General features: G+C 70.1%; 12 protein-coding genes and 1 tRNA gene. 7 read left to right on the top strand and 6 right to left on the bottom strand.

The features are described 5' to 3' along the window. Positions 1-312: 312 nt before the first annotated feature. The 3 genes from ACI2K4_RS35575 to ACI2K4_RS35565 form a co-directional block, all read right to left on the bottom strand. Positions 313-1794 carry a family 43 glycosylhydrolase gene (locus tag ACI2K4_RS35575; RefSeq protein WP_404517544.1) on the bottom strand — a complete coding sequence of 494 codons (1482 nt, stop codon included), beginning with the start codon at positions 1792-1794 and terminating at the stop codon, positions 313-315. Positions 1795-1908: 114 nt separating this feature from the next. Then, a complete protein-coding gene (locus ACI2K4_RS35570; RefSeq protein WP_404517543.1) occupies positions 1909-3255 on the bottom strand; it encodes a glycoside hydrolase family 43 protein in 1347 nt (448 codons plus the stop codon). Positions 3256-3363: 108 nt separating this feature from the next. Next, the gene (locus tag ACI2K4_RS35565) at positions 3364-4185 is read right to left on the bottom strand and encodes a family 43 glycosylhydrolase (RefSeq protein ID WP_404517542.1); all 822 of its coding nucleotides are present in this window, start codon (positions 4183-4185) and stop codon (positions 3364-3366) included. 1449 nt (positions 4186-5634) lie between these two features. Between ACI2K4_RS35565 and ACI2K4_RS35560 the strand changes: the two genes are divergently transcribed. Further along, complete coding sequence (locus tag ACI2K4_RS35560) at positions 5635-6675, top strand: family 43 glycosylhydrolase (protein WP_404517541.1); 1041 nt, start codon at positions 5635-5637, stop codon at positions 6673-6675. Positions 6676-6732: 57 nt separating this feature from the next. Here ACI2K4_RS35560 and ACI2K4_RS35555 read toward each other — a convergent pair whose 3' ends face one another. The 3 genes from ACI2K4_RS35555 to ACI2K4_RS35545 form a co-directional block, all read right to left on the bottom strand. Then, positions 6733-7257: an integrase gene (locus tag ACI2K4_RS35555; RefSeq protein ID WP_404517540.1), complete on the bottom strand. Its 525-nt coding sequence runs from the start codon at positions 7255-7257 to the stop codon at positions 6733-6735. Then, positions 7254-7784, bottom strand: a complete 531-nt coding sequence (locus ACI2K4_RS35550) for a hypothetical protein (protein WP_404517539.1) — start codon at positions 7782-7784, stop codon at positions 7254-7256. The genes ACI2K4_RS35555 and ACI2K4_RS35550 overlap by 4 nt, the downstream gene beginning before the upstream one ends. 51 nt (positions 7785-7835) lie before the next feature. Continuing rightward, positions 7836-7919, bottom strand: a tRNA-Leu gene (locus tag ACI2K4_RS35545). Between the two features lie 195 nt (positions 7920-8114). Here ACI2K4_RS35545 and ACI2K4_RS35540 point away from each other — a divergent pair. The 6 genes from ACI2K4_RS35540 (at position 8115) to ACI2K4_RS35515 (ending at position 18068) form a co-directional block, all read left to right on the top strand. Next, entirely contained in the window at positions 8115-8516 is a 402-nt protein-coding gene (locus ACI2K4_RS35540; RefSeq protein ID WP_404517538.1) for a RidA family protein, read from the top strand. 290 nt (positions 8517-8806) lie between these two features. Beyond that, positions 8807-10327 (top strand): tetratricopeptide repeat protein, encoded by a 1521-nt coding sequence (locus tag ACI2K4_RS35535; protein ID WP_404517537.1) that lies wholly within the window; start codon positions 8807-8809, stop codon positions 10325-10327. A gap of 283 nt (positions 10328-10610) precedes the next feature. Continuing rightward, complete coding sequence (locus ACI2K4_RS35530) at positions 10611-13193, top strand: fibronectin type III domain-containing protein (RefSeq protein ID WP_404517548.1); 2583 nt, start codon at positions 10611-10613, stop codon at positions 13191-13193. Positions 13194-13330: 137 nt separating this feature from the next. Further along, entirely contained in the window at positions 13331-14326 is a 996-nt protein-coding gene (locus tag ACI2K4_RS35525; protein WP_404517536.1) for an AAA family ATPase, read from the top strand. A 12-nt stretch (positions 14327-14338) separates the two neighbouring features. Continuing rightward, positions 14339-15544, top strand: coding sequence for a DUF58 domain-containing protein (locus tag ACI2K4_RS35520; protein ID WP_404517535.1), 1206 nt, complete (start codon positions 14339-14341; stop codon positions 15542-15544). A 40-nt stretch (positions 15545-15584) separates the two neighbouring features. Continuing rightward, a complete protein-coding gene (locus tag ACI2K4_RS35515; protein WP_404517547.1) occupies positions 15585-18068 on the top strand; it encodes a DUF3488 and transglutaminase-like domain-containing protein in 2484 nt (827 codons plus the stop codon). Positions 18069-18072: the final 4 nt, after the last annotated feature.

The raw sequence follows: 18072 nt of genomic DNA, 5'->3' as shown, positions 1-18072 counted from the left end.
GAGCAGCCGCTCCTGCCGCTGCGCGCTGAACAACCGATCTGTCCGCACGGAACGCACACTCCTAACGAGCGAGCCAGCCCCCGTCCACGGCCAGGCCAGTACTCGAGATGGTCGGCGGGCACCTGGGCGAGGAAGTAATCGGCGCAGGTCCGCGCTGTCTCGACCAGCGCCGGACCATCGGTGTGCTGGTGGTCCGGCGCTGCGGAACGCGTGGAAGGCGGTGTCGTCCTGGTGCACGGCGCGCTCGCGCGTCCGGGCGGCTTGTCGGCGGGCGGTCCGCGAGTCACGCATCCCCGGGGTCCGTTGCCGAAGCTACTCGAGGAAAAACGTGGCGTCCGCCCGGTCGGTCGCGGTGCTGACCGGCTGGGTGTGCAGCAGGTGGTCGTAGTGCCGCAGGTACCGGCCGACGAAGTTGAGAGACTCGAACGAGACTCCCGCCGAGTCGGCCAGACCGTTACGTTGGTAGAAGCTCGCGTCGTTGCGGAACTGGGTGGAGCCGTCGTTCTGTTCGACCCAGACCTCGTTGCTGCGGTGACGCAGGTAGTACCCGGGAAAGTTGGCCGATTCCAGTGAGACGGACCCGCTCCCACCGAGCCCGGTGACGATCCGGAACTGCGAGTCGGCGAGGCTGGTGACGTTCGCGTCGATGCGGGCGCGGTAGTCGTAGTGCCGAACGTACCGGTCCGGGAGGTTCGCCGAGCGCAACCGGTACGGTGTCACGCCGTCGGCCACCGGGATGCCGAAGTTTGGTGTGCCGTCGGCGTTCCAGTAGACCTTCTGGATCCGTGTGCGGCGGTCCGGGTTGTTGAGCGGGTCACCGGAGATGTTCTCGTAGTTACGGTCGTGGTAAACGAGGATGTCGCTCTGCCCGTCCTCCGCGACGGTGAACGAGTTGTGGCCGGGTCCGTACTGGCTCGTCCTCGAGTTGCTCGCGAAGACCGGAGACTGGCTCTTCGTCCATGAGGACGGGTTGAGCAGGTTGGCCGAGGCGTTGGCGGTGAGCAGACCGATGCAGTAGTTGGCGTCGGTCGCGCTGGCCGAGTAGGTCAGGAAAACCCGACCGTTGCGGATGATGACAGCCGGTCCTTCGTTGACCCGGTAGCCCCGGGTTTCCCACGCGAGGGTCGGCACGCTGATCCGCACCTGTGACCCGGTGATCTGCCAGGGATTGGCGCCCATCCGCGCGATGTAGAGACTGGAGTTGGCGTTGATCCCCGACTCCGACTGCGCCCAGGCCAGGTATCGCTGGCCATTGTGAACGAACGTCGTGGCGTCAAGTGCGAACGAGTCCCAGTTGGTGGTGATTTGTCCGCGTTCGGTCCACCCGCCCTGTAGCGGGTTGGCGCTGGAGTTCTCCAACGCGTACATCCGGATGCGCCAGATGTCGTCGGCCCGTCCGGCGGCGAAATAGATGTACCACCTGCCGTTGATGAAGTGGATCTCCGGTGCCCAGATGTGTGCCGACATCTCACCACTGCTGTGCCTGGTCCAGATGGTGGTCTCGGGAGCGCTGGCGAGTCCCTGCAACGTCGTCGCCCGTCGCAGCACGATCCGGTCGTAGGCCGGGACGGTCGCCGTGAGGTAGTAGTAGCCGTCCGTGTGCTTGAAGATGTGCGGATCCGCCCGCTGCGCCGCCAACGGGTTGGTGTACCTGACGGCCGGCGCCGCCGAGGCTGGTGTAGCCACGAATGCGGTCGCGAGGATGACGCCCACCACCGCGGCCAACGCGATGGGGGTGGCAAGGAATCGCCGTCCGGCACACCGCGCCGCACGGGACAGCAGGATGCGTGTCATCGTTCCTCCAGGACGTCTCGAATCTCTTCGGGGGACTGTGCTCGCAGCGGCCCGGGGTGGACGTGCGGGGGGATGCGCTCGTCCACCCCGGGCCGAGTTCACGGAGTTGCCGCGTTACGGGGTGACCCGGAAGGTCGCGTCCTGCCGGTCCGCGGCGCTCGAGGTGGAGCTGAGCGGATCGATGCGCAGGACGTAGTTGGAGTGCCGCAGGTAACGGTCCGGGACGTTGTACGAACGGAAGGACGACCAGGCGCTGTCCGCCAACCCGGCGCCCCGGTAGAAGGTCGCGTCCGCGTGGAACGCGGCGGTTCCGTCGTTCGCGTCCAGCCACACTTCGTAGTTACGGTGCCGCAGGTACCGGCTCGGGTAGTTGACCGACTGGAAGGAAACCCCAGCCGAGTCGGCCAGGCCGGGCACCATGCGCCACATCTGGTCCTGGTACGGGTCGAACGGGTACGGGTCAAGGCGCCCGAGGTTGTCCGCGTGCCGCACGAACCGGTCCGGAAAGTTCGATGACTTCAGCCGCACCCAGGTGGGCAGGCCCCACCGGGACACCAGGTCGTTGTACTCGACCGAACTGATCCCCGCGATCGAGCCGTGCTTGGCATTCAGCGGTGGTGCGAATGTGCGCTGGTTCATCACCGTCCACGCGTTACCGCCGATGTTGCCGGTGGACCAGGCGTAGAAGTCGTTGTTGGCCGGGCTGAACGAGTCGCCCCACAGTCGCCAGCCGCTGCCCTCGTTGTTCTTCACCAGCAGCGGTGCCTCGATCGCGTTCCCCTGCCGCAGCCCGGCCGTGTACGTGGCGAAGCTGTTCGGTGCACCGCTGGACGATCGCGCGCCGTACAGCAGGCCGCTGGTGAGGTTCTTGTAGTACAGGTAGTAGGTCGAGCCGTCGACGACGACGTCGCCGTCCAGAACGGGGAAACCCGGGCTGAAAAAGACCTGGTTGGCGCTGACGGTCCGAAAGTCGGAGGTGTAGTTGACCATCAGCACATCGCTGCCGTTGTTGGCCGAGTACACGATGCCGTACTGGCCGCGAGCCGCGTCCCAGAACGCCGTAGGCGCCCACGTGTGCGTGTTCAGGTTGTGCATCCGGATCCGGCGGTACCCGGTGAAGCTGGTCAGGTTCGTCGAGTCCCACACGTGCAGGTACTGGTTGTTCTGGCTGAAGTCCGTCCCGTTGAGGTCAGTGGCCAGGACGACGAACGTACCGTCCCGCTTACGCAGGATGAACGGGTCGCGCAGACCGCCCGTACCGGCGGACGGGGTGACCACAGGATTGTTCTGGTTCAACGGCGACCAGTTCAGGCCATCCTGGCTGACCGCCAGGTGCAGACCGTAGTTGGCCCCGTTCATGTTCGGCGTCTCCGTGAAGTACGCGAACACGTAGGCCGTGTTCGCCGCCGACGCCACCCCGGGCGCGACCACGACCGCGGCGGCGGTGACGACGGTTGACATGACGGCTAGTAGCGCGAGCACTTTTCGGCGAAGGCGCATTGTGCGGTTCCCTTCTGCTAGGTGGGTCCGACCTGACCGTTCGGATCGCACCCGTGACGGCCGAATGACCTACCGGCGGGTGACCGTGCCGTGCCGACACCCGGAACACGTCACCCTGGTGATGTCAGACCAGGTGTTCAGATCACGGCTCGTCGCGGTCCACATCCCTCCGTTGGTGTACCGGTCGATGTAGATCCGCCACGTTCCGTCATCCATCCGGAGCACGGACGGGCCCTCGTGTCCCGCGGTCCAGAGCGCCGCACGCTGCACCCAGCCACTGGTCAGGTTCGCCGTGGTCGTCCAGTGTTCGATGTACTTGGACGTCTCGTCCTTGACGAACGCGTGGTACGTGCCACCGTCACGGACGACGAACGTGTCGATGTGATTCGTGCCGAGGCCCCACATCTGGGCCGGACCGCTCCACGAGGTCAGGGTGCTGTTCTGCGCCGTGTACACGTACGGTCGGAAGCAGGCCGAGCAGGTCGTCTGCGCGACGCTGGCAATGATCCGAATCGTGCCACCATCGACGAAGAACTCTGGCGCCCAGACAAAGCGTGTGTTGGAGATACCCGAAGCCACGCTCGCGACGTGTGTCCAGGAGGTCAGGTTCGTGCTCGTGGCGATGTTGAAATGGGTGGAGTTCGTGGTCCACGACTGCACCGTGTAGGCGATGTAGTACCGGTCGCCCTGCTTGATGATGCTCGGGTCGCGCAGCACACCCGTCGGCCCACGGTAGTTGGTGTCGGCGAGAGCGCTGAAGGTCGTGCCGTTCGTCGACTCGTACACCCACAGCTCCTGGTCGGCGGCACCATCGCCCTTGAACGTCGTGTACACGTACGTACCGGCGGCGCTGGCCGGCGCGGCCGGAAAGGCGAGGACGGCGGCCACCATCGCAAGGACACCGGCCAACACGGACCGCCATCGGCCGCGTCTGGTTACGGCGGTCTCATCGGTTGTCACTTCGGCTACCTCCTGGGGTTGCGTCGGACGGGTGGGATCGGCGAGGTCAGCGACTCGGCGGATTCGTGATGGCAGTCCGGGTCAGCCGCATGGGTGGTGGCGCCGGGCCTGTTCTTCAGAGGACCTTGGACGCGACTGGACCGCCGCGGAACATCGGCGTTCCGCCCGGCCAAGGAGCGGCTCCGCGCTTCGCGTGGGCCACGTCGAGACGCCAATGTCCCCGGGCGGGCAGGAGCTCTCGCCGGGTGGCAGCGACGATCGCGGCGGCTGAGGGAACTGGTCCCGGGATCGGCGGCCGGGGGTCGACCGGCGCGATGGCAAACCGAAGGTACCAGTGCCCTGGGGAGGGCGGATGCCGCCCACCCCGGCGCCGCCGCAGCCAGGGGAAATACGTGTGAACGCTAACATTCATGGTGACCTACTTCTCCGAAGCGCGTGGCCAGAAGACGACGGCACGGGATGCGCCCAAGCGAAGGCCACGACCAGCGCGTAAATCAAGACCGGTAGTCGCGTCCGCGCCTGCCGCCGATGACCGCTCGTTAACTCTGGGTTGCCGATGAGTGTTAGCGATAACAAGCTGGACTGTCAACCCTTCGAACACTGTCGATCGCCACTCCCCCGCACCGAGCGTCCGGCCGACCAACCGAGCCGCCCTGACTGCCCGTCGCGCGTGGGCCGCGGTCGGCGGGTTCACCATGGCACCTGGCGAACCGCCCGCAGCCGCGCCACCACGTAGTTCGCCGCCAGGACCGCTTCCGCGACCCCCGGAGCCAGGTCCCCGGGACGTGTTCGTTTGCGTTCGTTCGCGAACGACTTGGTTCGGAGTGTGGCGTCCGGGCGGGATCGCCGCTTATAGATGTAACCCAAGTGACGCGTTGCGCCACATGGCCGCAACCCCTCCGAAACAGGCTCAGGCAGGTCGGGGTGACGCGTCCCCCATCCGGGGTGGCATCACACGGAGGGAGCACCTTCCGAAAGGCGCCGGGAGCCGCCCGGCGGTCGTCGCCCCGCGGCCGTACGGCTTCGTCCCGAAGAGAAAGGGTGGAGGAGCAATGATCGGAGCAAGACCGTTTTCGCCGGTCACCGTCGCGCTCACGACGTCACTCACCACACTTCGTACGCTGGGAGTTCGCCCGTCCAGTTCGGCCCACGCCACCGCCGGCGGCCCACCCGAGCCGTTCACGGCGCTGGGTGGTATGTCGACAACGGATTGCCCTCGCCCCACCAGCGGTCACGACGGTGGTTTCCATCGCGATACTCGACGGGCGGAGACAGCGCCGACGCATGCACGGATCGATCGCAGACCGGCAGTGCCCCCCATCCCCCCGCACAGGTCTCCGGAAAGGACCCACGATGTTCGTGCAAGCCAGGCTCAAATCGGTGCGACGGCCGGTCAGCATCGCCGTCGCGGCCATGCTCGCGTCGGTCCTGGGCGCGGCCGTACCCGCCTCGCCCGCGCTCGCGGCGCCCGGACCGTCGTTCACCAATCCCCTCGTCGGCACGCCCAACAGCGCGGACCCGTCGATCGCCTACTACAACGGCAACTGGTACTACGTGGCCACGACGTGGTCCTCGAACATCGTCATGCGCACGTCATCCACGATGGCCGGTTTGAAGACCGCGGCGGAGCGGACGGTGTTCACCCTGGCTGCCGGGCCCGGCTGCTGCACGATGTGGGCACCGGACATCCAGTTCATCAACAACCGGTGGTATTTGTACTTCTCGGCGGCGGCGTCGCCGGGCCAGGGTGAGCGCCGGACCGGCGTGCTGGAGAGTTCCGGGACCGACCCGCTCGGGCCGTACACCTACCGGGGCATTCTCAATCTGCAGCCCAACGGCGGGTGGGCGATCGACGGGAGCGTGGTTCGACTGAGTGGCCGGGGAAACTACTTCGCGTACTCCGCGTTCGGCAGCGACGGGCTGCAGTCTCTGTTCATCGCGCCGATGTCGTCGCCGACCCAGGTCTCGCGGAACGGTGTACGGATCTCGTCCCCGACGCTGTCGTGGGAGCGGCAGGGCCAGCCGGTCAACGAGGGCCCGTACGCCGTGTACAACGGCGGGAGGACGTACCTGACGTACTCGGCGAGTTTCTGTGGCACGCCTGACTACAAGCTCGGCATGCTGACGTGGACCGGTGGCGACCCGCTGTTGGCCAGCTCGTGGACGAAGAAGTCCACGCCGATCTTCCAGCGCAGTGACGCCAACGGCGTCTACGGCCCGGGCCACGCTTCCTTCGTCAGGTCACCCGACAATGCCGAGACGTGGGTTGTCTACCATGCGAACTCGTCCGCCAGCCAGGGCTGCGGCACCACCCGCACCACGCGGGCACAGAAGATCACCTGGAACTCGGACGGCTCGCCCAACCTCGGGGTGCCGGTCCGGACCGGGACCTCGATCGTGGGTCCCTCCGGCGACTCGTAGCGACCGTGGCCCGGTGGGGCGCCCGGGTGCTGTCTCCCGGGTCATCAATCTCGTTCGTCAGACCCTTCGTGGCGCGAGGGGGCCGAGTAACCACGGGTGGGCTGTGCTGCGATCGTCGGGCAGCGCGGAGCGGGTACTCGCGGTCCGTTTCGGCTTCGCGACCCGGGCAGCGGCACTCTCGGCCTCCGTGATCACGCCGTCGTTGACGGCAAACTTGTAGAGGCACCTGATCGCGGCGACGTAGTTCTCCTCCGCTCCGGCACCACCCCGCCCGTTGCGCCGCACCACCCGCCCGCTCCGGATCTTCTTGCCGAGCGTGATCAGGTCCAGGGTTGTCGGTTCGGTCAGCCGTTTGTCTGGCCACCTTTCCACGAGCCGATGCCAGTAGGTGCCGTAGGTTTTCAGGGTTCCCGACGTCACCGCCTCCTTGACCTTCGGCACGTACTCAGTGAACGTCGGCACCGGCCGCCGGGTCTCAGCCGCGGCAACATCAAGACCGGCAGGCGTCAGTCCCAGCCCGGCCAGCAGCACCAGTGCCGCTTGGATTTCGGGACGGCCAGCGGTGGCCGTGGCTACCGTCATGACGCACCACTTGGAAAGACCTCGGCGTAGGTGCGGGAGATCATGGCGTCAATCGACGCCGGAGGATGGATCACCAGACGTTCCCGATCCGGGTCGGCCACCAGCAGGACCCGGGCACCGGCCTCCAGACCGCACCAGTGCCGAAGGGTGGACGGAATCCGCAGATGCCCGGTCGATGTGAGCCCGTACCGCCCGCCCTCGTCCGCTCGGACGACAAGCAGACCGGACTGCTCGGTGAGGGAAAGGAGAGTGGCGGGCTCCCAGCCCAGACGACCGAGCACGTACTGCGCCCAGACCTTGCCACGATCGTCGACGGCCGCCGGTCCGTAGAACGACGAACGCACACGGATGGGTGCCAGACCCGCTGGTGTCACCCACACCCGGTCCAGGTTCGCGGTGGCAATCCGGCGGGCCGACACAGAGTCGATCTTCGGTGGGACGAAGGACGTAACGAGACGAGTAGTCACGATGACCACCACCTGGAAGACGCCGCGCGGATCGAAGAAGTTGACGATCCACCGACCCACAAAAAGTGGTCTGACCTGCCGGAAAGTGGTGGTGAACTCACCACGGTTTTGTGTCCGAGGGGGGACTTGAACCCCCACGCCCTATACGGGCACTAGCACCTCAAGCTAGCGCGTCTGCCATTCCGCCACCCGGACTTACATGCCGATCCCACCGCTGATCTTGGTCGGTTTCCCTTCCAAGTTCCGCCCTGCGGGCCGCACGGTGGATTACTGTACACGGCAGGCATGGATCATGCACAACGCCCACCACACACCGCCCGTGACCTGGACAAACGCGCCATCGGGGGATATTCGCTGGCGGTGCCGTACGGGCGGAACGACCCTGGCCCCATGACGATCACTCGTACGAACCCGAAGGGGTTGCATCCCACTCCCGGCTACCACCACGTCACGGTGGTGCCCGCGGGGCGCATGGCCTATCTCGCCGGGCAGTGCCCGCTCGACTCCGACGGCTCGCTGGTCGGACCGGGCGATCTCGGCAATCAGGTGGATCAGGTGGTCAGGAACACGCTGATCGCGCTGGCCGCCGTGGGTACGGGACCGGAGCAGGTCGTACGGACGGTGATCTACGTGGTCAGCGACCAGCGGGCGGTGCTCGGCGAGGTCTGGCAGCGGCTACAGGACGGGCCGCTCGCGGCGGCGTTCACCACCGCCAGCACCCTGCTCGGGGTGGCCCAGCTCGGTTTCCCCGGCCAGTTGGTGGAACTCGACGTGACCGCCGCGCTGCCGTGAACCGGCCACACCCTCATCGGCCCTGACATCTGCGCGCCAGGCCGCGCGTTCACCGTACCGACCGGCTCAGCCGGAGGCACTCACACGGGCCGCCTCCCGATCCGAATCACGGTCCGCTTCTACTACTCGGTGGCCCCGGCCGACTCGGGCCGGGGGGCGCGAGGTGGTCCACTTCGGCAGGCGCCCCTGTCCGGAAGCCGACAGCGGCCCAGGGTTCGGCCGACCGAATGGGAGTGGCCCCCGCCGGGTCGGGTGGCGGGGCGGGCGGTCCGGCAGGCACGATGACGGGCGTGTCCCAGCCGCCGCCCCTGCCCGCCGTACGTCGTAACGCGCAGGCGCTCTCCGACGCCGGTGACTCCCCCGCCGCCCGCCGGCTGCTCGCCCAGGCGATCGAGGCCGGTCGTCCGGCGTACGGGGAGGATGACCGGGAGGTGCTCGCCACCGCGCACCTGCTCGCCCGGCTGCACACGCAGGCCGACGATCCGGCCGCCGCGCGGCGGGTGCTGGAGGAGGCGTTGGCGGCCGGTCTGCGCCGTTGGGGTGACGGGGACCCGCTGCTCCTGGCGGTCTCCTTCGACCTGGGAACGGTGGCCGAGGAGTTGGGCAACCGGCACGAGGCCCGTCGGAACTTCACTCGGGTGGCCACCGCCGGGCCCGCCTCCCTCGGCGAGGACCACTGGACGGTACGGGCGGCACGTGAGTACCTCGGCGAGACCCCGTCGAACGGCGGTGGCGCCAGCAGCATCACCGGCCCAACGGAGACCGCCGGAACGACGGCCGCCACCTTCGGCACCCCGACGACCGGGACAGCCTCGGTCGCCACCGGAAACCCGGAGCAGCCCCCGGCGGGCGCGGACGGGGCGTACCGGGTGACAACGCCTCCGACGGAGCCCGTCCCAGCTTCGACGACATTCCGACAGACGTCCGCACCGCTGGTGCCGTCGCCCCGACCGGCCGAGCCGATGGTGACACCGCAGACACCGCAGACACCGCGTACGCCACAGCCACAGCAGGCGCAGGTGGCGCCGGCTCAGCAGGCCACGCAGCAGCTTCCGGTGCTCTCGCCCCGGGCCGCCCAGACATCGGTGGCGGCGCCCACGGTGGCCCGGGCACCGGCGACCCCGCCGACGCCCACACCGCCGATGACACATCCGGCGCCGCCGATGACACATCCGGCGCCGACAACGGCACCACCAGCGTCGACTTCGATGACGCAGGCGACACCCGTGGCACCGCAGCCGCCGTACCCGGTGATTCCGCAGCAGGCGGTGCCGGCGTACCCGGTGATTCCGCAGCAGGCGGTGCCGGCGTACCCGGTGATCTCGACGCCGCCCTCGACGGCCCCGGCACCGACCGAGCCGGTGCGGAGCTACGGCGCGGTGATCGCGGCCAGTGTCGCCGCGTTGGCGGCGGTGCTCGCGGCGGTCGTGGTGGTGGTCGTGACGCTGCTCGACCGTGGGGTGCCGTCGCAGCCGACCGGGCCGGTGACGGGTCCGAGCGGTGCGGCGACCGGTGAGGCGAACACCGGGCCACAGGCGGGTGGGAACCCGCCGACGAAGCTGGTCCTCCGCGACGAGGGTACGGCGGTGACGGTGAGTTGGACCGACCCGAGCGGCGGTACGGTGTCGTTCATTCTCGCCGGTGGTCGTCGTTCGCAGCCGTTGGGTCCGTTGGCGACGGTCGATCCGGGGAGTACGAGCTACACGGTCAATGGGCTCAATGCTCGGGTCGACTATTGTTTTACGGTCGTGGCGGTTTACTCGACCGAGATGGTCGCCACCTCGGAGCAGGTCTGCACGGACCGGTCCTGACCCCGGCGGCACGGCCCTGACCTGGGACAACGAATGATCTATTGTTTGTCGTCCACAGTTGGCACCGATTGTGTCCACAGCTCACACGGCGGGTTTCCAGCTCGATTGACCAGCCCATATGATGGCACCCGGTTCCTGGGAGGCGCGCGGTCGATGTGATCGCGATCAGTTGGGAAGGCGGCCGGCTGTGGTCACCACAGATAACGGCACCATGAGCACCAACGAGCCCGGCGGCGACGGTTCCGGGTCGACGGCCGGTGCGACACCGGTCCGACGGTCCCGGATGCGCGGCGGTCTGGTCACCATCGGCACGGTCGGAGCGCTGGTCGCGGCGATGGGGTTGACCGTGCTCGGGCTCGGCGCGGCGGACAACGCGGTCGCCAGTTACGACGCGAGCGCCTGGTTGTGGAGCGCGGCGCGCAGTGAGCTGGCGCGGGTGAACGGGATCACCGCTCGGGTGGACACCCGGACCCGGGTGCCGGATGGTCGCAACCATCCGATGCAGGTGGTCCAGACCGACAAGCTGCTGGTCCTGCGTGATTTGAAGACGGGTCAGATCAGCTCGCTGGACCTGGCGACGTTGCAGGTGATCGCGCGGACGCAGAATACCGCCGGGATCGGGGTCAACGTCGCGTTGCACGAGGACGCGGCGTTCGTGGTGGATTCGGTGCAGGGTCTGGTACGTCAGCTCGACCCGCGTTCGTTGGTGCCGATCGGTGAACCGGTTCGGTTCCCGCCGGGAATCACCGGCGGTTCGTTCGACGGCAAGGGTCGGCTCTGGGTGGGGGTGCCGAGCGAGGGCACCGTCTCGGCGATCACGGCGGCGGCGTTGCCGTCGGCCGCGGCGACCGCCGCCGGGAAGGCGGGCACCGGCCTGGCGCCCAAGGCGGTACGCAGCCTGACGGTTGCCGAGCCCAGTCACGAGCTGACGATCTCCACGCTGGACGACGGGGTCGCGGTGCTCGACCGGACCAGCAACGTGTTGACCACGGTGCGCGGCGACGCCGAGCCGAAGAAGGTGACGCTGTCGACGAGTGGACCGGGCTCGCTGCCGGCGCGGACGAACGGTCCCCGGGTGGCGGTGACGGTGCCGGATGACCGCAACGTCTACGTGGTCGGCGAGGGCGCGGTCGAGCAGCAGTTCTCGGTCCCGGGTGTGGGCGCCCTGGAACCGGCGGTGGCCTGGGCGGGCCGGTTCTACTGCGCCGACAAGCAGACCGGCACGGTCTACTCGTTCGACGCCTCCGGCAAGCAGATCGACAAGATCGAGGTTCCCGGCGCGAACGGGCCGCTGGAGTTGGAGGTGCGGGAGAACCACCTGTTCATCAACGCGCCGAACTCGGCGAACGCCCAGGTCGTCGACGACAAGAACACGGCCCGGTCGGTGAACAAGTACGCCAACGACATTCTCGGTGGTGATCCGCCGCCGGCCGCTCCGCCACCGCCGCCCCCGCCGAAGCCGGTGGTGAGCAAGCCGGGTGCGCCGCGCAACGTGACGGCCGCGGCCGGGAACGCGCGGGCCCGGGTGAGTTGGCGGTCCGCTCCGGCGAACGGCTCGGCGATCACCCGCTACCTGGTGGAGGGTGCCGGCAAGGAGTACGAGGTCGGTGCGAACCAGCGCTCGCTGGAGATCACCGGGCTGACGAACGGGCAGTCGTACCGGTTCTCGGTGCGGGCGGTGAACGCGAAGGGCACCGGGCCGGCGAAGAGCAGCAACGCGGTGGTGCCGACGTCGGAGGTGCCGGACGCCCCGGCGAGTGTGACCGCCCAGGAGCGGCCGGACGGCACGGTGCTGGTGCGGTGGCCGGCGGCGAACGGCCAGGGTTACAAGATCACCAGGTACGCGGTGACGGCGATATCGGCCGGCGCGACCGCGCTGGCCGGCGAGTCGACCAAAACCGAGTTGGTCATCCCGGCCGGTGAGCTGGACTACGGCAACCAGTACGCGTTCCAGGTCGTGGCGGTGAACGAGAAGGGCGCGGGTTCGGCCCCGTCGCCGGTGAGCAACTCGGTGGTGCCGTTCGCGAAGCCGAGCGCGCCCACCCAGCTCTCCGCGACGACGGTGGCCGGTGAGGCCGGTGCGGTGTCGGTGGTCTGGGCCGATGCGGTGGACAACGGCCGCCCGATCACCAAGTACGTGGTCGCCGCCGCCGGCAAGACCGTCGAGGTGACCGAGCCCCGGGCGAAGTTGACCGGGCTCGGCAACGGCCAGACGGTCGCGGTGAAGGTGCACGCGGTCAACGAGGCCGGTGCCGGTGCCCCGGCGAGCGCCACGGCGCGTACGGTGGCGGCGCCCCGGGTGACGGTCACCGGCAGTTCCGCCGACGCGACGTCGGTCACGGTGAACTTCACCGTGGACGCGGGCGGTGGCCAGACCACCTGCACGGCGGCGGTGCCGGGGCGGGCGGCGGTCACGGGGGCCTGTTCCAGCATCCGGGTCACCGGGCTGGCCCCGGGGACGGCCTACACCGTCACGGTGACGGCCCGCAACGCCGCCGGGACCGGTACGGGCGACCGTCCCCAGACCACGCCGGCGCTGTTCGGGGTCGCCACCTGCAACAACGTGAAAACCACCGACCCGGCGACCAGCACCTACTGCAACACCGAGCGTTCCGGTCGCAACGGCAACGAGGTGTTCCGGGTGCCGCAGCAGGACAACGACCGGCAGGCCGGTTGGGCGGAGCCCGGCACCCGGCTGCGGACGTACTGCAAGGTGAAGGGTGAGGACGTCGACTCCTACATCTACAACGACCGTAAGCGCAGCACCTGGTGGATCCAGGTGGACTTCAACGGCCGCAACTACATCCCGTTCGCCTGGCTGAACCTCGAGGGCGGGGCCGACATCAACGTGCTACCGAACTGCTGAACCGCACCTGACCACCGCCACCGGTCCGACCGCTGACCAAAACACAGCGGGCGGGCCGGTGGGGGCACCCGAACCGCCGAACCGGACCGATCGCGCGAGGAGCACCATCCGCCGATGAACAGCAACGAGTCGCGCCGATGACCGGTACCGAACCGCTCAGCCCGCAGCACGTACAGGGGTTCGCCGCGCTGGCCGCCCGGCTCTCGGAGGCCGTCAGCTCGGTGGTGCTGGGCAAGCCGGAGGTGGTCCGGCTGGCACTGACCGCGCTCTTCGCCCAGGGGCACGTGCTGCTCGAGGACGTGCCGGGGGTGGGCAAGACAACCCTGGCGCGGGCGATCGCGGCGACCGTACGCGGACAGTGGCGGCGGATCCAGTTCACCCCGGACCTGCTCCCCTCCGACGTGTCCGGGGTGACGATCTTCAACCAGGCGAGCCGGGGTTTCGAGTTCCACCCGGGTCCGGTGTTCGCGAACATCGTCATCGCCGACGAGATCAACCGGGCGTCGCCGAAGACCCAGTCGGCGCTGCTGGAGGTGATGGAGGAACGCACCGTCACCGTCGACGGCGTACGGCACCCGGTCCCGTCGCCGTTCCTGGTCGTGGCGACGCAGAACCCGGTCGAGATGGACGGCACCTACCGGTTGCCGGAGGCGCAGCTCGACCGGTTCCTGGTCAAGCTGACCATCGGTTACCCGGACGAGGCGGTCGAGATCGAGGTGCTGCGCGGGGCGACGGTCCGCTCCCCGGAGGCGCTCGAACCGGTCACCGACACCGCCACCGTCGGCGAGATGGTCCGGATGGCGCAACGGGTGCACATCGCCGACCCGCTCTACGCGTACGCGGTCCGGCTGGCCGCCGCGACCCGTAGCCACCCCCAGGTGCGGGTCGGGGTGAGCCCCCGTGGGGTGATCGCGTTGACCCGGGCGGCGTGCGCGTACGCGTTGATCGACGGGCGGGCGTGGATCCAGCCCGAGGACCTGAAGGCGCTGGTCGAACCGGTCTTCGCGCACCGCATCCTGCTCGCCACCGACGCCCAGGTGCGGGGGCTGACCGCCGCCGAGGTGCTCCGCCAGGCGGTGGCGTCGGTGCCGGTGCCGCTCCCCTCCGGGCAGCTCGCCCGGGCCGGAGCCTGACCCGGCACGCCCATGAAGATCACCTCCCGGGGCATCGGCCTGCTCGCCTGTGCCGGTCTGCTCCTGCTGCTCGGCTTCCGGTTCGGCTACCCCGAACTGACCCTGCTCGGCGCCGCCGCGCTGATCGCGGTCGGCTGCGCGGTCGCGGTCGCCGGTTGGCGTCCACGACTCGACGTGTCCCGCCAGGCCGAACCGGACCGGGTCGGTCGGGGCGAGCCGGCGACGATGACGCTGACCGTACGCAACGGTGGCCGGCTCCGGTCGGCGAACATGATCGCCGAGGACCGATGCGGCAACCGGCCGGTGCCGGTCCCGCTGCTGCGGCTTCGCCCGGGGCGGGACACGACGGTCAGCTACCCGGTGCCGACCCACCGCCGGGGGGTGGTGCCGGTCGGCCCACTGCGGGTCACCGGCCACGACGCCCTCGGGCTGGTGGTCCTGGCCCGCGCACACGGGAACACCGCCCAGGTCTGGGTGCACCCACGGATCCACCCGCTGAACGCCGTACCGGCCGGGGTGGCGCGGAGCATGGACGGCCGGGTGGACCGGGTGCCGCACGGGTCGATCACGTTCGACTCGTTGCGCGAGTACGTCGTCGGTGACGAACTGCGCCGGGTGCACTGGCGCACCAGTGCGCGGATCGGTGAGCTGATGGTCCGGGAACACCTGGACACCAGTTTGCCCCGGATCGTGGTCCTGCTCGACGACCGCGCCGCCGCGCACCCGGTGCTGGTCGACGGGGTGGCGGAGTCGTTCGAGTCGGCCTGTGAGGCGGCGGCGTCGGTGGTCGCCGCGGCCCGCCGGGAGGAGCTGCCGATCGCGCTGCTGCTGGTCGCCGACCCGAACACCGGCGACAACTTCCTGGACCGGCTCGCCGCCGCCGAGCTACGGACCACGTCGGCGTTGTCGCGGGACCTGTCCGACGCCGACCCGTACACGTCGGCGACGGTCGCCGGACCGGCCGGTGACCCGCTGCGGGCGGTGCTGGACCGGCTGCGTCAGCAGCGGCTCGGCGACACGTTGATCTTCCTCACCGGGCCCGGTGCCCGAGACGACCTGGGGCAGCTCGGTGCGCTGCGGGCGGCGTACCCGTCGGTGCTGGCCGGGATCTTCGGCGACCCGATGCCGGCGCCGGCCCGGACCGCCGGGGTGCAGGTGCTCGACGCCGCCGACGGCGCCGAGTTCGCCGCCGAGTGGAACGGGGTACGCCGGTGGTGACCCGCCCGCCGATCACCGCCGAGTGGAACGGGGTACGGCGATGCTGACCCGCCCGCCGATCACCGCCGTGCTCCGGGCGGTCCCGTTGCCGCTGGCCCTGATCGCGATGATCGGGCTGGCCGGTGCCGTGCTCGGCCGGGTCTACGCCGGTCCGCTGCTGGCCCAGCTCGTCTTCGGCGCGGCGGTCGGGTCGGTCGGGGTCAGTGTCGCCACCCGCCGGTTGCCGTCCTGGCTGGTCGCCCCGGTGTCGGTGCTCGCCCTGGCCGGCTACGCCGCGTTCGCGTTGCGGCTGGCCGCCCAGCGGGCGGAGCTGCCCGGCGGGCTGGCCGACCTGGTCGCCGACGCCGCCCGCAACGGCATCCCCCGGCTGCTCACCGCGATGATCCCGGTCGAGCCGGTCCCGGACACGGTGATCGTGCCGCTGGTCGCCGCCTGGCTGGCCGGGCTGGCCGGAGCCGAGGTGGCGGTACGCGCCGGCCGGGTGCTACTCGGTTACCTGCCACCGGCACTGCTGTACGCCAGCGCCCTGTACGTGGTCGGCCCGAACGCCGAGCCGGCGCTCTGGTGGACGGTGGCCTTCGCCGCCGCCGCCGCGATCGGGCTGGCCGTGCCCTCGGCCCCCGACCCCACGTCGACCACACCTGCCTCGACGGAGACCGGCCTGTCCCCCGCGGTCCGGGCGGCGATCCGGGTACGCACCCTCGCCGGGACCGCCGCCGGGCTGGTCGCGGTCGTCGCGCTCGCCGCCCTGGTCGCCCCACTTGTCGCGGCCCAGGTCGGCACCGCCCCGGTGGACCCGCGCCGGTACGTGCAGCCGCCGCAGGTCGACACCCTGGACGAGAACCCGTTGATCCGGATCTCCGGTTGGGCGCTGAACCCGGAGCAGAAGCTGCTCGACCTGCACACCACCGGCACGGCGATTGGACCCGACCCGGACGCTCCAGCGGCCGGCGGCGACGGCACCGAACCGGACGGTGCCGGTGACGACCAGGACGGCGGGGAACGGGTCGGCGACGCCGAACCGTCGCAGGACTCGCCCCGGGCCGGTGGGTACCGGATCCGGCTCGCCGTGCTCAACGACTACGACGGGGTGACCTGGCGGGTCGGGGCGACGTACCGCAACGCCGGGCGGATCCTGCCGGCGGCGCAACCGCCCGTCGGCGTCACCGTCGACCGGGTACGGCAGGAGATCACCGTTGGTGAGCTGGCCGGACGGCTGCTGCCGGCGTTGCCGACACCACGGGAGGTGACCGGGGCGCGGGTGGCGTACGACCCGGGCAGTGGCACGTTGATCCGGCCGGAGGGGCTGACCGAGGGGCTGCGGTACACGGTTGCCTCGGCCCGGGAGCGGCCGGACGAGAACCTGCTCGTCGCGGCGAACGTACCGGCCGGTGAGCCGGTCGCGCGGGTGCTGCGGGTCGCCGACGGGGTGCCCGAGCCGGTGCGCCGGCTCGCCGACCAGTTGGCCGCCGACAACGGTGCCCCGTACGCGCGCGCGGTCGCGATCCAGGAGTGGCTGGCCGGGCACTACCGACTGGTCGCGGACGCGCCGAGCGGGCACGCGTACCCGAATTTGAACTTCTTCCTCTTTGGTCCCCGTAACGGTGGCGGTCAGCGTGGCACCTCGGAGCAGTTCGCGGCGACGTACGCGGTGCTCGGGCGGCTGATGGGGCTGCCGACCCGGGTGGTGGTCGGTTTCCACTCGGCGACGGGTGAGGGTCCGGTGCGCGGTGGTGACGCGTACGCCTGGCCGGAGGTCCTCTTCGACGACCTCGGCTGGGTGGCGTTCGACCCGCTGCCCCGGCCGGACACCACCCCCCGGCCGGTCGAGGAGGACTTCACCCCGAAGCCGCAGGATCCGCCTCCGGTGCAGGAGGAACCGACGCTGGAGCCCACCCCGTCACCGACGGCGGCTGCCGCCCCGGGCGGCGGGTCGCGGTCCGGCGGCGGTAGCCCGGTGCCGGTGCTCGTCGGTGGCGGCTCGGGCGGGCTGCTGCTGGTCCTGGCCGCCGTTGTCGCGGCGGTGACGGGGATGCGCCGGGGGCTGCGCCGCCGCCGGTTGGAGCAGGGCACACCGGCGCAGCGGATCGCCGGGGCGTGGCGGGAGGTGACCGACGCGCTACGGCTGGCCGGTCACCCGGTCGCGTCGCACCTGGACGCCTCGGAGGTGGCCGCGTACGCGGCCCGGGTCGGCGGCACGGTCGGCGCACCGCCGGTGTCCGTACCGGAGAAGGCGCCACCGCCGGTGGCGAAGCCCCGGCCGTCGCCCCGGCCCCGGCCGGCTCCCGAACCCGCACCGCCGCCGGCCCCACCACCGGCTCCGGGACCGGCGGTGCCGCCGATCGACGAGTTGGCCGACCTGCTCAACGTCGCCACGTTCGCGCCCGACGTGGCAACCGAGGACCAGGCACAGCGGGCCGGCAGCCTCGCGGTCGCGTACGCCACCGGGTTGCGGGCGGTCCGGCCGTGGTGGCGGCGACTGCTCTGGTCGGTGCACCCCGGCCCGCTGCGCTGGCGTCGCTGACCGC

This window comes from Micromonospora sp. NPDC050397, assembly GCF_044901685.1.
GTDB lineage: Bacteria > Actinomycetota > Actinomycetes > Mycobacteriales > Micromonosporaceae > Micromonospora_G.
This window is presented reverse-complemented; position numbering and strand designations above follow the sequence as displayed.

What these genes read in the sequence shown, in the direction of transcription:
- ACI2K4_RS35530 (WP_404517548.1), top strand. Translation starts at nt 10,611, where the DNA reads ATGCGCGGCGGTCTGGTCACCATCGGCACGGTCGGAGCGCTGGTCGCG.
- ACI2K4_RS35520 (WP_404517535.1), top strand. Translation starts at nt 14,339, where the DNA reads ATGAAGATCACCTCCCGGGGCATCGGCCTGCTCGCCTGTGCCGGTCTG.
- ACI2K4_RS35575 (WP_404517544.1), bottom strand. Translation starts at nt 1,794, where the DNA reads ATGACACGCATCCTGCTGTCCCGTGCGGCGCGGTGTGCCGGACGGCGA.
- ACI2K4_RS35525 (WP_404517536.1), top strand. Translation starts at nt 13,331, where the DNA reads ATGACCGGTACCGAACCGCTCAGCCCGCAGCACGTACAGGGGTTCGCC.
- ACI2K4_RS35555 (WP_404517540.1), bottom strand. Translation starts at nt 7,257, where the DNA reads ATGACGGTAGCCACGGCCACCGCTGGCCGTCCCGAAATCCAAGCGGCA.
- ACI2K4_RS35540 (WP_404517538.1), top strand. Translation starts at nt 8,115, where the DNA reads ATGACGATCACTCGTACGAACCCGAAGGGGTTGCATCCCACTCCCGGC.
- ACI2K4_RS35515 (WP_404517547.1), top strand. Translation starts at nt 15,585, where the DNA reads ATGCTGACCCGCCCGCCGATCACCGCCGTGCTCCGGGCGGTCCCGTTG.
- ACI2K4_RS35570 (WP_404517543.1), bottom strand. Translation starts at nt 3,255, where the DNA reads ATGTCAACCGTCGTCACCGCCGCCGCGGTCGTGGTCGCGCCCGGGGTG.
- ACI2K4_RS35565 (WP_404517542.1), bottom strand. Translation starts at nt 4,185, where the DNA reads ATGGTGGCCGCCGTCCTCGCCTTTCCGGCCGCGCCGGCCAGCGCCGCC.